This window comes from Rudaea sp. 3F27F6 (assembly GCF_005503555.1).
Taxonomy (GTDB): Bacteria; Pseudomonadota; Gammaproteobacteria; order Xanthomonadales; family Rhodanobacteraceae; genus Rudaea.
On record NZ_SCNG01000001.1, the window covers coordinates 132,751 to 144,775 of the forward strand.

Genomic DNA, 12,025 nt, shown 5'->3' on the forward strand with positions numbered 1-12,025 from the left:
TTACTTGACCTGGAACGACGTCGTCGACAGCGTCTTGCCGTCCGAGGTCACTTCAAGCGTGTAGTTGCCGACCGGCCAGCCCGAGGCCTTGGTCAGCTTGTCGTCGACATTGCTGATGCCCGGCTCGGCGACCGTCTTCGCGTTGTCGGCGATGGTCTGGCCGTCCTGGAACTTCCAGCGCAGGCCGAGCGCAATGTTCGGCACCGTGGTCGTCACCGCGACCGAAGCGTAGATCGTGTCCTTGGGGCCGAAGGTGCCGACCGGCGTGCTGATCTTGCCGTCCGCGCCGACCGCATTGCCGAGCAGGACCGCGTTGACCTGGGCCGGGGCGGCCGGAGCCGGCGGCGGAGTCGGCGCAGGCGCAGGCGCAGCCGGAGCAGGTGCCGGAGCGGGCGCGGGTGCCGGCGGCGGAGCCGGCTTGCTGCAGGCGGCCAGAGCGACGGCGCCGGCCAGTACGATCGTCAACGGAATGCGTTTGCTGAGTTTGTTCATAGTTGCCCTCTGTGGTATGGACTCAAAGTTTGCCGCGCATGCGGTGCGATCAGGCCGTCGTCTTGCCCGAAGCGGGCGCGGCGGGAATCGTCAGAACCTGCCCCGGATGGATCAGGTCGGGATTCTTGATCTTGTCGGTGTTGGCGTCGAAGATTTTCTTCCACTGATTGGCGTCGCCGTAAAAGTGCTTGGCGATCTTCGACAAGCTGTCGCCGCCGACGACCGTATAGGTCTGGCTGGCCGGTGCCGGAGCGTCCGTCGATGCCGTCGCCGGAGCCGGCGTCGAGGTGACCTTGAAGTCGCTTTGCACGTCGGAAAAATCTGCTTTCGGATCGTTGCTCATGATCGATGTTCCTCCTGCCCTGGTTGGAAAATGCGACAAGGGTCGCGAGACCCTACGCCCCCGCACCATACACGTTTTTTTCTGCAGGCGCATGCGTTGCGTCCGGCAAAAAACCGTCTTGCGCGAAGTCTAACGATTACCTAACAAATGGCTTGCAGACGCGCTGCGCGGACGCAGCGGGCGAGGGTTTCCTGCGTCGTTATCCGCGTCGGCGCATGGCCTGCGCACGCCAGTAGCGCAGCAGCAGAAAACCTGCCGCGGCACCGCCGAGATGGGCGAAATGGGCGACGCCTTCCTGCGTGCCGGTGACGCCGAGCACAAGTTCCACGGCCATATATCCGACGACCGCGATCGGTGCCGGAATCGGTACCGGGAAGAAGATCATGATGATGCGCGCGCTCGGATAGATCATCGCGTAAGCGAGCAAGAGTCCGAACACCCCGCCCGAGGCACCGAGCGTCGGATAAAAATCGCCGGGCTTGAAGAAATGGATGGTCGCGAGCTGCGCAAGCGCTGCGCCGATCACGCAGACGAAGTAGAAGAACGTATATCGGCGCGAACCGAGCGCCTGCTCGACCGGGCCGCCGAACATCCACAGCGCGAGCATATTAAAAGCGATGTGGGGGAAGCTGCCGTGCAGGAATCCGTAGCTGACCAATTGCCACGGCTCGAAGGCCTGCAGCATGCTGCCATCGGGCAACTGCGCACCGTCGATCGGCCACAGGGCGAAATAGTGGATCAGGAAATTGTTGGCGATCTGCTGCAGAAGATAGATCGCGATATTCGCGATCAGCAGTGCGCGGGTAATGGGAGGGATATTCTGCATCGGTGTCTACGATCGTCCTGTCGGATTCAGAAGCGCCAGATTTCCGCATCGAGATTGCGCTGCCAGCCGAACAATGCAAGATCGACGCGGCCGGCCTTGACCACGACGCCTTCGCCGATCAGGCGCGCACGCTGTTCGCGGAAGGCGCGGCTGCCGGGCTTGAAGGCGAAGCGGCCGTCCGCGCGCAGCACGCGATGCCAGGGCAGTTTCGCGTCCGCTCCGGCGTCGCCGAGCACGCGTCCGACCAGGCGCGCATGGCGCGGCAGGCCCGCGCGCTTGGCGATCTCGCCGTAACTCGCGACGCGGCCCGGCGGAATCGCGCGGATCGTGCGTTCGATCGCGGCATGTTCGGGCTTGATACCGTCGTCGTCGGTCTTCTTCGCTGCAGGCTTGGCTTTCTTCATACGCTCCACTTCACCGGCGCGGCACGTTAGCATACGCCCCAGTCTATGGGAGAGATTCATGCAATCGTTCGAGGAAATCCGCGCCTACGTCGCCGCCAAGCATCCGCTGCGCATCAATGATCCGTATCTGATCTGCTTCGACGTCGCGCTCGAACAAGGCCAGCGCCATCAGGGCCTGTACCTCGCCGAGCTCAATGACGAGGAAGGCCGCTCCTATCTGCGCGTATCGACGCCGCTCGGGCCGCTCACCGGCATGGACGCGCGCCGCTGTCTGCGCTTCAACTGGGAGCAGCGCCTCGGCTATCTCGCAGTCAGCGACCTCGACGGCTCGCCCTATCTGCACCTGTGCGAGAACCGCCCCTACGAACTGCTCGACCCGAAGGAACTCGATCGCCTCGTCGCCGAACTCGGCCCGCTCGGCGACAAGCTCGAACAGGCGATCTCGCAGGGTAGCGACGCGCTCTGATTCCGGCGCGGCTCAATCGGCGCGGCGGCCGGTGAGTTTGAGGAAGGCCTCGTGCTGATAGCGGCTCATGCGCAGTTCCTGGCCCGTGCTCAGCACGAGCATGTGATAGCCGTTGAACCACGGATGGATCGCGGCGACGCGGCCGAGGTTGACGATCGCCGAGCGGTGCACGCGCGCGAAGTGCTTCGGGTTTAGCCGCGCTTCGAGCGCCGTCATCGTCTCGCGCAGTTCGTAGACCTGACGACCGACGTGCAGGCGCGCGACGTTGCGGTTCGCCTCGATCCAGTCGATCTGGCCGACATCGACGAAGACCAGATGCTCGTCGACCGGTACCGGGATGCGTTCAATGTAATCCTGTTCGCGGCGCAGTTCGTTGAGCGCGCGCAGCACCTGCGCGGACGCCGCCTGTTCGAGCGCCGAGTCGCTCGACGCGAGGCGCCGCTTGGCGCGCTGCATCGTGTGCAGGAAGCGCTCGCGGCTGAACGGTTTGACCAGATAGTCGACCGCGTTCGCTTCGAACGCGCGCACCGCGTAGCGCTCGTAGGCGGTGACGAAGACCGTGGCCGGCAACCGCTCCATGCCGACCTGAGCGGCGACGTCGATGCCCGACATCGCCGGCATCTGGATGTCGAGGAAGACTAGGTCGGGCACGAGTTTGCGGATCTGCTTGAGCGCGCTCGCGCCGTCGCCGCATTCGCCGAGCAGTTCGAAATCAGGGTCCTCGTTGAGCAGGCGCACGATGGCGAGGCGCGCGATCGGTTCGTCGTCGACGACGAGGGTGCGGATTCTGCCCATGCTATGCCGCCTTCGCGCCGGATTTCGTGGCGTGATCTTCGAGCTGCTTCATCGGCATGCGGATGCGGCAGATCGCACCGCGCGGCTTCAGCGCGTCGAGTTCGATATGGCCCTCGTTGGCGTACAGTTCCTTGAGCCGCAGGCGCGAATTGGACAGGCCGATGCCGCGGCGGAACAGATCGTCGGGCGCAGCGTCGAGCATACTGTTGCGATTGCGCACGTCGATGCACAGGCTCTTGGCCACGCGGTAGCAATCGACTTCGACGCAGTCCTCGCCGACGTTCTTGCCGATGCCGTGGGCGATCGCGTTCTCTACGATCGGCTGCAGGACCAGGCTCGGCACGGCGCACTGCAACAATTCGGGATCGACGTTGACCCGGCTGGTCAGACGGTCGCGGAAGCGCACGCGCTGGATGCCGAGATAGAGATCGAGCAGTTCGAGCTCTTCGCTCAGGGTGATTTCCTGGCGGTCGTCATCGAGATAGGTGCGCAGCAGTTCGGCGAGGCGCAGCAGCATGTCTTCGGCGGCGGCGGCATCCTCGCGCGTCAAGGTCGCGGCCGCGTGCAGAGTATTGAACACGAAATGCGGATGCAGTTGCATCTTGAGCACGAGCAGGCGCGACTGGGCGAGCTGCGCCTGCAAACGACTCGCCTGGATTTCGCGGCGAATGCGCTCGCGATAGAAATGCAGCGCCTGACGCACACCGACCAGCACCCAGTAGGCGAGAAAATCGGTCGCCGCGTGTTTGGTCAGGAACTGCGAGAGCTGATATCTCACTTCCGGCCGGCCCGGCACGATGAAGTGGGTGAGCACCGCGCCGAGCGTTACCGCCGACAGGGCAAAGACGAGGCTGACGCCGAAGTTCGCCCAGAGCAGGCGCCAGCGATGCGGCGGCTCGATCGCCTCGTCGGGCATGAGCCACAGCGTCGCCGGCAGCAGAACCGCGAGCGTGCCCCATTGGATCGACGTCCAGCGCAGGTAGTCCGCCCAGTCGTACACCGGCCCGTACAAGAACCAGTCGGACATGAAGCTGACCAGGGCGAACAGATAGACGACGATCAGCCAGGCGCCGATATAGATGGCGCCACGCAGAGCAAACGCGCTGATGTCCAAGCGGGTTTCCGCCACGGGCACTTCCAGGTCGAGGGTGTCGGCGCTCATCGTACGCATGAGATGGCGGCCTAGGAAGATTGGTTGCACTGGATCGCGATTCGTCCCCGCGTCACGACGATTCGTCCCGAAACGCTGGCGCGGTCGCGCGAGGGCGCCGAGGATGCGCACAAACCGGGGCGCAGTCGACGTTCTCGACTCCTCCCAAGGCATCGGCGATGGCTGTGCCCCGGTTCCCGATCGAACTTACGGAGATTCCCATGCGCAGCGTCTGCCTGATTGCCCTGCTGCTCGCCGCGACCAACGCGTGCGCCGCAGGAGCGACTCACTATCTCGACCTCGTCAACACAGCGAAGAACAGCATCGTCTCGTTCTCGGTCGCGCCGATCGGCAGCAACCGTTTCCGTCCCATGCAGCTCGGCGACTCGCCGCTGCAGGGCGGCGGCGAGTCGGCCACGCTCGCGATCCGCGACGACGGCGACACCGGCTGCCTGCGCGACTTGCGCACCGAGTTCAGCAACGGCCGCGTGCTGATCCAGAGAAACTTCGACGTGTGCAAATACCGCAGCTACCACACCGGCCAATATCTGCGCGGACAGGCGCAGACGGTGATCGCTTCGATGCCGTAAGAAGCGGTTTCAGTACATCCGGCCTGGGCCGCGAGCGGCCGCTCTAGCCGAACAGGGCTTCGACGGCGCGCACGAGTACGTAGGCGATCGCGCCGGACACCGGGATCGTCAGCAGCCAGGCCCAGACCATGCGCTCGACCACGGTCCACTTGATCGCGTTCGGGTTCTTGGCCACGCCGACGCCCATGATCGCCGCCGAGATGTTGTGCGTGGTCGATACCGGAATGCCGACCGTCGATGCCGCGATGATCACTGCAGCCGAACTGGTCTCCGCGGCGAAGCCGTTGATCGGATGCAGCTTGACCATCTTGTGCCCGAGCGTCTTGATGATGCGCCAGCCGCCGGCCGCGGTGCCCGCCGCCATGGTCAGCGCGCAGACGATCTTGATCCACAGCGCGATCTCGAACGACTTCGCCGCATCCTGCTCGACGCGCAGGAAGTGCAGGAACGAGGGCAACTGATCGAGCGAGCCCGCGCTTGTCGCTCCGGCGAGCGCCAGGGCGATGATGCCCATGGTCTTCTGCGCATCGTTCATGCCGTGCGAAAGACCCATCGCACTGGCCGAAAGAATCTGCGCCTTGCCGAAGAAGGCGTTGACGAAGCGCGGCTTGCCAAACTGATTCAGATGCGAGCTTGCGCGCGAGCCGAGCCACGAGATCAGCGCGAACAGCAGGCCCATCACGACGATACCGAGAATGAAGCCGGCAAGCGGCGAAGTGATCATGGGCAGAATCACTTTCGGCCAGAGGCCCTTGCCGTCCCACCAGTGCACTCCGGCCTGATTCCAGATCAGCGCATGCCAGTTGTTGTGCGCGCCCGCCAGCGCGGCGCCGCAGAGACCGCCGACCAAGGCGTGCGAAGAACTCGACGGCAGGCCCCACCACCAGGTGATGAGATCCCAGATCGTCGCGCCGAGCAGGGCGCAAATCAGCAGTTCCGGCGTGATCGCGACGACGCTGGCATCGACGAGGCCCGAGGAAATGGTCTTCGCCACCGCCGTGCCCCAGAGCGCGCCGATCAGGTTCGTCGCCGCGGCGAGCAGCACGGCCTGGCCCGGGCTCAACACCTTGGTCGCGACTACGGTCGCGATCGAGTTGGCAGTGTCGTGGAAGCCGTTGATGTACTCGAAGATCAGGGCGACGAGGATGACGGCGAGGACGAGGGTCAGGGTCACGTTGCAACTTCCGATGTGAGCGGTGAACGGTGAGCGGTGAGCGGGACGAGCAGAAGCAACGCAGTGATCTGGCGGAGCCGTGGCTCCTTCCGCTCACCGCTCACCGCTTCCCCGCTCACGTCTTCGCGTCTCACGAGTTTTTCAGCGCAATCGCATAAATCACATTGCCCGCGTCGCGGCAGCGGTCGATCGCCTTCTCGAGCATCTCGAACAGGTCTTTGCGCAGGAGCAGGCGCGCGGCGTCCTGCTCCTTGGTGAACAGGTCGCGGTAGAGATCGAGGATCAGGCGGTCGGCCTCGCCTTCGATCGCCTGCATGCGGTCGTTCAATTCCTTCATCTTGTCGAGCGGCATGCCCTTGCGCAGCTGGCCGACCATTTCGGCGATGACGTCGCAGCCTTTTTCCAGCATGACCGCGCGCGAGGCGAAATCGACGTCCATAAGCTGGCCGGCAAAGATCGCGTAGCGTTCGGCGAATTTCTCCACCGTTTTCGGGATCTTGTACAGCGCCGCGGCGAGCGCTTCGATGTCTTCGCGCTCCAGCGCGGTGACAAAGGTGTTGACCAGCTCGGCGCTGATGTCGTTGAACACCTGCTTCTCGCGCCGGCGCGCGAGGCGGAACTCGTCGAGCGAGGGATTCGGCGTCTTCTGCTTGGACAGCGCGATCAGCGCGCGCGCGCTCTGCCGCGCCGCGTCCGCGCTCGCCTCGAGCAGGCCGTAGAACTTGTCGCCTTTGCCGAAGATGGTTTGCAGGGAGAACATAGACGGCCTTCGCACGGGGATGGAGGGCGGCAAGTTTACCGTTTTGTTACAAAAAACGAATCAAAGCCGGCTATGTCGTTGTCGGGCCGCGATTTATGGCCGCGACCGCCCCGGCCGAAACGGCCGTGCGGCGCGGTCCACCGGGCTTGCGCGCCCGGCCGGCGCCGCTGTCATAAAACTTTCAAAATCCACGCGTAGCCTGCGCAGGCGAAATACGGAGCGGCGCGGGGTACGTCGTCCGCGCCTCCGCCTGCTTTCCACCTACGGAGGTTTCCATGTTCCATCGCATTCGTCATTCGCTGACGGCTTTCGCCGTCGCCGCCACGCTGTTCGCGGGCTCGGCCCAGGCCGTCGACATCACCGGCGCCGGCTCGACCTTCGTCCAGCCGATCATCACCAAGTGGTCGGCCAGCTACGCCGACAAGTCCGGCAGCCACATCAACTACGGCGGCGGCGGTTCCGGCGCCGGTATCGCCCAGATCAAGGCCGCGACGATCGACTTCGGCGCGTCCGACAAGCCGCTCTCGCCGGAAGAACTCTCGGCGGCGGGCCTCGGCCAGTTCCCGATCGTGATCGGCGGCGTCGTGCCGGTGGTCAACATCGAAGGCATCAAGGCCGGCGACGTGAAGCTCACCGGCGCCCAGCTCGGCGACATCTATCTCGGCAAGATCAAGAAGTGGAACGACCCGGCGCTCGCCGCCAACAACCCCGGCGTGAAGCTGCCGGACGTGGCGATCCAGGCCGTCTACCGCTCGGACGGTTCGGGCACGACGTTCAACTACACCAACTATCTGTCCAAGGTCAGCACCGAGTGGAAGGAAAAGATCGGCGAAGGCACCACGGTGCAGTGGCCGGTCGGCGTCGGCGGCAAGGGCAACGCGGGCGTCGCCGCTTACGTGCAGCAGATCAACGGCTCGGTCGGCTACGTCGAACTCGCCTACGCGCTGCAGAACAAGATGGCCTACACGCAGCTGCAGAACTCGGCCGGCAAGTTCATCACGCCGAATCTCGCCAGCTTCGCCGCGGCCGCTTCGCACGCTGACTGGAAGAGCGCGAAGGACTTCCAGCTCGTGATCACCAACGCTCCGGGCGACGACTCCTGGCCGATCACCGCGACCGCGTTCGCCCTGGTCTACAAGACGCCGAAGGACGCCGCGCGCTCGAAGGCCGTGGTCGACTTCTTCAAGTACGCCTACACCGAAGGCGGCAAGCAGGCCGAAGCGCTCGACTACGTGCCGCTGCCGGCCGCGCTGGTCCAGCAGATCGAGGCGTACTGGAAGGCGGAAGTCAAACTGTAATCTCCCTCCCCGCCCCTCTCGCTCGTACTTGGAGAGGGGCGTTTCTTTTTTCTCCGCGGCAGGAAGTTTACGGAATCGATCATGGCCGCCAGCGCCGAATCTCTAGCCATTGCGAAAACCGACGAGCAGCGCGCACGCCGCGACGGCTTCGCCGATCGTACCTTCCGCCGCATCGTTGCCAGCGCCGGCATCTTCGTCCTGATCACTCTCGCCGGCGTCGCGCTGACCACGCTCTGGGGCGGACGCGAGGCGTTCGCCACCTTCGGCTTCAAGTTTCTCGTCTCCAGCGAATGGGACACGGTCGGCAAGCAGTTCGGCGCGCTCGCGCCGGTCTACGGCACGCTCGTCACCGCGGCCATCGCTCTTCTCATCGCGGTGCCGATCAGCTTCGGCATCGCGCTCTATCTCACGGAAATCGCGCCGAACTGGCTGCGTACCCCGGTCGGCTCGGCGATCGAGCTGCTCGCGGGCATTCCGTCGATCATTTACGGCATGTGGGGCCTGTTCGTCTTCGTGCCGATCATGGGCCGCTACGTCATCCCCTGGCTCAACGACCACGTCGGCAACTGGCCCATCATCGGCGCACTGTTCAGAGGCCCGCCGCTCGGACTCGGCATGCTGACCGCGGGCATCGTGCTCGCAATCATGGTCATCCCATTCATTTCCTCGGTGATGCGCGAAGTGTTCCTCACTGTGCCGACGCGGCTCAAGGAATCCGCCTACGCGCTCGGTTCGACGACCTGGGAAGTGGCCTGGGACATCGTCCTGCCGTACACGCGCACCGCGGTGATCGGCGGCGTCTTCCTCGGCCTCGGCCGCGCGCTCGGCGAGACGATGGCGGTCACCTTCGTGCTCGGCAACGTGCATCGCCTGTCGCTGTCACTGCTCGAACCGGGCAACTCGATCGCGGCGACGATCGCCAACGAGTTCGCCGAAGCCGACTCGGAAATCTTCCGCTCGTCGCTGATCGCACTCGCCTTCCTTCTCTTCGTCGTCACCTTCATCGTGCTCGCGATCGCCAAACTGATGCTGCGCCAGATGGAAAAACGTGAGGGCAAGGCATGAACACTCAGCCCGCCCAGACCGACAGCCGCATCGAAGCGGACAAACGCGCCGCGTTCGCCGACCGCCTGTATTTCCGCCGCCGCATCTACAACGGCATCGGCCTGATCTTCGCCACGGCTTCGACCGGCTTCGGCCTGTTCTGGCTCGCCTGGATTCTGTGGACGACGTTCTATACCGGCATCTCCGCGCTCAACGGCAAGCTATTCACGATGATGACGCCGCCACCGGGCGACGAAGGCGGCCTGCTCAATGCCTTCGCCGGCAGCGCGATGATCTGCCTGCTTGCGATCCTGATCGGCGCGCCGATCGGCATCGCCGCGGGCACCTATCTCGCCGAGTACGCGAAGAAGTCGCGCCTCGGCGAAGCGATCCGCTTCTTCAACGACATTCTGCTGTCGGCGCCGTCGATCGTGCTCGGCATGTTCGTCTACACGGTCGTGGTCAAGCAGGTCGGCCACTACTCCGCGTTCTCCGGTTCGCTCGCGCTCGCCCTGATCGTGCTGCCTGTGGTCGTGCGCACGACCGACGAAATGCTCAAACTCGTGCCGAGCGCGATGCGCGAAGCCGGCCTTTCGCTCGGTGTGCCGCAGTGGAAGGTAACGATGCAAGTTCTCTACCGCGCCGCCCTGCCCGGCATCGTCACCGGCGTGCTGCTCGCCCTCGCGCGCATCTCGGGCGAAACCGCGCCGCTGTTGTTCACCGCGTTCGACAACCAGTTCTGGAGCACGAACGTGGGCCAGCCGATGGCCTCGATACCGGTGGTGATCTACAAGTTCGCGATGAGTGCGGATGCCGGCTGGAAATCGCTGGCCTGGGCCGGCGCGCTGATCGTCACGCTGTTCGTGCTCGCCCTAAGCCTCCTCTCGCGCGCCATACTTCTGCGCAACAAGGTGTCCAATGACTAATCCGAATATTCCGCTGGCGACCACGAGCAGTGTCACGCTCGTCACGCCGCCGCCCGGCGCCGATGCGAAAACCGGCGCGACGGCCGCACCGCCGAAAATGTCGGCGCAGGGCCTCGACTTCTACTACGACAAGTACCACGCGCTGAAGAACGTCAGCCTCGACATCGCCGAGCGCAAGGTCACCGCGCTGATCGGCCCGTCGGGTTGCGGCAAGAGCACGCTGCTGCGCATCTTCAACCGCATCTATTCGATCTATCCGCGGCTCGAAGCCAAGGGCAAGGTGCTGCTCGACGGCGACAACATCCTCGATCCGAAGTACCCGCTGAACCGCCTGCGCAGCAAGGTCGGCATGGTGTTCCAGAAGCCGGTGCCGTTTCCGATGTCGATCTACGACAACGTCGCCTACGCGATCCGCCACTACGAAAAACTGTCGAAGGCGGACATGGACGTGCGCGTCGAGGAAGCGCTGCGCCAAGGCGCGCTGTGGGACGAAGTGAAGGCGAAGCTCAACCAGAGCGCGCTCGGCCTCTCCGGCGGCCAGCAGCAGCGCCTATGCATCGCGCGCGCGGTCGCGCTCAAGCCCGAAGTGATCCTGCTGGACGAGCCGACTTCGGCGCTCGACCCGATCGCCACCGGCAAGATCGAGCAGCTCGTCGAGGAATTGAAAGAGCGCTACACAATCGCGATCGTCACCCACAATATGCAGCAGGCGTCGCGCGTGTCCGACTACACCGCCTTCATGTACTTGGGCGAGCTGATCGAGTTCGGCGACACGACGACGATCTTCGAGAACCCGACAAAGAAAATGACCGAAGACTACATCACGGGACGCTACGGCTAAGAGCGGGGATTGGAGATTCGGGATTGGGGATTGGTAAAAATCGCCCCTCCTTTCCGGCTCCGCCCGAAACTGCCGTACCCTCGCTCTTCCGAATCCCCAATCTCCAATCCCGAATCCCGGCCTCTGCCATGTCCGAACACATCGTAAAAAGTTTCGACGACGAACTCTCCCAGCTCAATGCCGCAATCGCGCGCATGGGCGAGCTGACCCAGAGTCAGTTCGCGACGACGATGAACGCATTGCGCACGCGCGACGTCGAGGACGCGGCGATGGTGATCCGCGACGACATCGACGTCGACGCGCTCGAGCGCGACATCGAATCGCGTGCGATCCGTGTGCTCGCACTGCGCCAGCCGATCGCGCGCGACTTCCGCGAAGTGATCTCGACCTTGCGCATCGTCGTCGAACTCGAACGCATCAGCGATTTCTCGGCGAACATCTGCAAGCGCGTGATCGCACTGAATTCGCACTCGCCCGAGCAATGGTTGGTCGAGATCGGCGAACTCGGCGAACTGGCGAAGAAGCAGCTCGCCGACGTCGTCACCGCGTTCACCGAGCGCAATCAGGAAAAGGCGATCACGGTCTGGGCCTGCGACGAGCAGATCGACGACACCTATACCGGCATCTCGCGCCGCCTCATCGACTACATGAAGGCCGATCCGCAGCACGTCGCGATTGGCGCGCATCTGATGTTCATCGCCAAGAACGTCGAGCGCATCGGCGACCACGTCACCAACATCGCCGAGTCAATCTATTACCTCGTCACCGGCAATATCCTCGATGCGCCGCGACCGAAAGGCGACAAGACCAGCCTCGACCAGGTCGAAGCGGAAGCCTGAGCGGGACGTCATTCACCCCGACACGCGTCTTTCATGCGGCCGGCGGCAAGCCGGCCGTATTTCAGCCTTCGTCCAGA

Annotated in this window: 15 protein-coding genes; 7 read left to right on the plus strand and 8 right to left on the minus strand. The window is 64.1% G+C overall.

Annotated features, from left to right (window positions below; all coding sequences use genetic code 11):
• The 4 genes from FFS30_RS24050 to FFS30_RS00555 all read right to left on the minus strand — a co-directional run bounded on the left by FFS30_RS24050 (window position 1) and on the right by FFS30_RS00555 (window position 2,065).
• Window positions 1-492 carry a hypothetical protein gene (locus FFS30_RS24050; RefSeq protein WP_212742378.1) on the minus strand — a complete coding sequence of 164 codons (492 nt, stop codon included), beginning with the start codon at window positions 490-492 and terminating at the stop codon, window positions 1-3.
• Window positions 493-541: 49 nt separating this feature from the next.
• Window positions 542-835, minus strand: a complete 294-nt coding sequence (locus tag FFS30_RS00545; RefSeq protein WP_137911166.1) for a LysM peptidoglycan-binding domain-containing protein — start codon at window positions 833-835, stop codon at window positions 542-544.
• A gap of 199 nt (window positions 836-1,034) precedes the next feature.
• Window positions 1,035-1,661: a rhomboid family intramembrane serine protease gene (locus FFS30_RS00550; protein WP_137911167.1), complete on the minus strand. Its 627-nt coding sequence runs from the start codon at window positions 1,659-1,661 to the stop codon at window positions 1,035-1,037.
• Window positions 1,662-1,687: 26 nt separating this feature from the next.
• On the minus strand, window positions 1,688-2,065 hold the full coding sequence (locus FFS30_RS00555) for an MGMT family protein (RefSeq protein WP_137911168.1): 378 nt from the start codon (window positions 2,063-2,065) through the stop codon (window positions 1,688-1,690).
• Between the two features lie 58 nt (window positions 2,066-2,123).
• Between FFS30_RS00555 and FFS30_RS00560 the strand changes: the two genes are divergently transcribed.
• The gene (locus FFS30_RS00560) at window positions 2,124-2,531 is read left to right on the plus strand and encodes a YbjN domain-containing protein (protein ID WP_137911169.1); all 408 of its coding nucleotides are present in this window, start codon (window positions 2,124-2,126) and stop codon (window positions 2,529-2,531) included.
• Between the two features lie 12 nt (window positions 2,532-2,543).
• Here the strand turns inward: FFS30_RS00560 and FFS30_RS00565 are convergent, their stop codons facing one another.
• Both FFS30_RS00565 and FFS30_RS00570 read right to left on the minus strand, forming a co-directional pair.
• Complete coding sequence (locus FFS30_RS00565) at window positions 2,544-3,326, minus strand: LytTR family DNA-binding domain-containing protein (RefSeq protein ID WP_137911170.1); 783 nt, start codon at window positions 3,324-3,326, stop codon at window positions 2,544-2,546.
• 1 nt (window position 3,327) lies between these two features.
• On the minus strand, window positions 3,328-4,488 hold the full coding sequence (locus tag FFS30_RS00570) for a histidine kinase (RefSeq protein ID WP_249352097.1): 1,161 nt from the start codon (window positions 4,486-4,488) through the stop codon (window positions 3,328-3,330).
• Between the two features lie 209 nt (window positions 4,489-4,697).
• Between FFS30_RS00570 and FFS30_RS00575 the strand changes: the two genes are divergently transcribed.
• The gene (locus FFS30_RS00575; RefSeq protein WP_137911172.1) at window positions 4,698-5,066 is read left to right on the plus strand and encodes a hypothetical protein; all 369 of its coding nucleotides are present in this window, start codon (window positions 4,698-4,700) and stop codon (window positions 5,064-5,066) included.
• 43 nt (window positions 5,067-5,109) lie between these two features.
• Here the strand turns inward: FFS30_RS00575 and FFS30_RS00580 are convergent, their stop codons facing one another.
• Both FFS30_RS00580 and FFS30_RS00585 read right to left on the minus strand, forming a co-directional pair.
• On the minus strand, window positions 5,110-6,240 hold the full coding sequence (locus FFS30_RS00580; RefSeq protein WP_171014346.1) for an inorganic phosphate transporter: 1,131 nt from the start codon (window positions 6,238-6,240) through the stop codon (window positions 5,110-5,112).
• 130 nt (window positions 6,241-6,370) lie between these two features.
• A complete protein-coding gene (locus tag FFS30_RS00585; RefSeq protein ID WP_137911173.1) occupies window positions 6,371-7,000 on the minus strand; it encodes a pit accessory protein in 630 nt (209 codons plus the stop codon).
• Between the two features lie 275 nt (window positions 7,001-7,275).
• Here FFS30_RS00585 and pstS point away from each other — a divergent pair, with 275 nt between their 5' ends.
• The 5 genes from pstS to phoU all read left to right on the plus strand — a co-directional run bounded on the left by pstS (window position 7,276) and on the right by phoU (window position 11,948).
• Window positions 7,276-8,298 (plus strand): phosphate ABC transporter substrate-binding protein PstS, encoded by a 1,023-nt coding sequence (pstS, locus tag FFS30_RS00590; protein WP_137911174.1) that lies wholly within the window; start codon window positions 7,276-7,278, stop codon window positions 8,296-8,298.
• An 81-nt stretch (window positions 8,299-8,379) separates the two neighbouring features.
• Window positions 8,380-9,363 (plus strand): phosphate ABC transporter permease subunit PstC, encoded by a 984-nt coding sequence (gene pstC, locus FFS30_RS00595; protein WP_137911175.1) that lies wholly within the window; start codon window positions 8,380-8,382, stop codon window positions 9,361-9,363.
• Window positions 9,360-10,268, plus strand: coding sequence for a phosphate ABC transporter permease PstA (gene pstA, locus FFS30_RS00600; RefSeq protein WP_137911176.1), 909 nt, complete (start codon window positions 9,360-9,362; stop codon window positions 10,266-10,268). The genes pstC and pstA overlap by 4 nt, the downstream gene beginning before the upstream one ends.
• 97 nt (window positions 10,269-10,365) lie before the next feature.
• Window positions 10,366-11,109, plus strand: coding sequence for a phosphate ABC transporter ATP-binding protein PstB (gene pstB, locus FFS30_RS00605; RefSeq protein WP_249352254.1), 744 nt, complete (start codon window positions 10,366-10,368; stop codon window positions 11,107-11,109).
• 128 nt (window positions 11,110-11,237) lie between these two features.
• A complete protein-coding gene (gene phoU, locus FFS30_RS00610; RefSeq protein WP_137911178.1) occupies window positions 11,238-11,948 on the plus strand; it encodes a phosphate signaling complex protein PhoU in 711 nt (236 codons plus the stop codon).
• Window positions 11,949-12,025: the final 77 nt, after the last annotated feature.

Excerpts from the sequence above, each read along its gene's own strand:
- FFS30_RS00550 (WP_137911167.1), bottom strand. The coding sequence starts at position 1,661 with ATGCAGAATATCCCTCCCATTACCCGCGCACTGCTGATCGCGAATATC.
- FFS30_RS00555 (WP_137911168.1), bottom strand. The coding sequence starts at position 2,065 with ATGAAGAAAGCCAAGCCTGCAGCGAAGAAGACCGACGACGACGGTATC.
- FFS30_RS00585 (WP_137911173.1), bottom strand. The coding sequence starts at position 7,000 with ATGTTCTCCCTGCAAACCATCTTCGGCAAAGGCGACAAGTTCTACGGC.
- FFS30_RS00560 (WP_137911169.1), top strand. The coding sequence starts at position 2,124 with ATGCAATCGTTCGAGGAAATCCGCGCCTACGTCGCCGCCAAGCATCCG.
- phoU (WP_137911178.1), top strand. The coding sequence starts at position 11,238 with ATGTCCGAACACATCGTAAAAAGTTTCGACGACGAACTCTCCCAGCTC.
- FFS30_RS00545 (WP_137911166.1), bottom strand. The coding sequence starts at position 835 with ATGAGCAACGATCCGAAAGCAGATTTTTCCGACGTGCAAAGCGACTTC.
- pstC (WP_137911175.1), top strand. The coding sequence starts at position 8,380 with ATGGCCGCCAGCGCCGAATCTCTAGCCATTGCGAAAACCGACGAGCAG.
- FFS30_RS00575 (WP_137911172.1), top strand. The coding sequence starts at position 4,698 with ATGCGCAGCGTCTGCCTGATTGCCCTGCTGCTCGCCGCGACCAACGCG.
- pstB (WP_249352254.1), top strand. The coding sequence starts at position 10,366 with ATGTCGGCGCAGGGCCTCGACTTCTACTACGACAAGTACCACGCGCTG.
- FFS30_RS00570 (WP_249352097.1), bottom strand. The coding sequence starts at position 4,488 with ATGAGCGCCGACACCCTCGACCTGGAAGTGCCCGTGGCGGAAACCCGC.
- FFS30_RS00565 (WP_137911170.1), bottom strand. The coding sequence starts at position 3,326 with ATGGGCAGAATCCGCACCCTCGTCGTCGACGACGAACCGATCGCGCGC.
- FFS30_RS24050 (WP_212742378.1), bottom strand. The coding sequence starts at position 492 with ATGAACAAACTCAGCAAACGCATTCCGTTGACGATCGTACTGGCCGGC.
- pstS (WP_137911174.1), top strand. The coding sequence starts at position 7,276 with ATGTTCCATCGCATTCGTCATTCGCTGACGGCTTTCGCCGTCGCCGCC.
- pstA (WP_137911176.1), top strand. The coding sequence starts at position 9,360 with ATGAACACTCAGCCCGCCCAGACCGACAGCCGCATCGAAGCGGACAAA.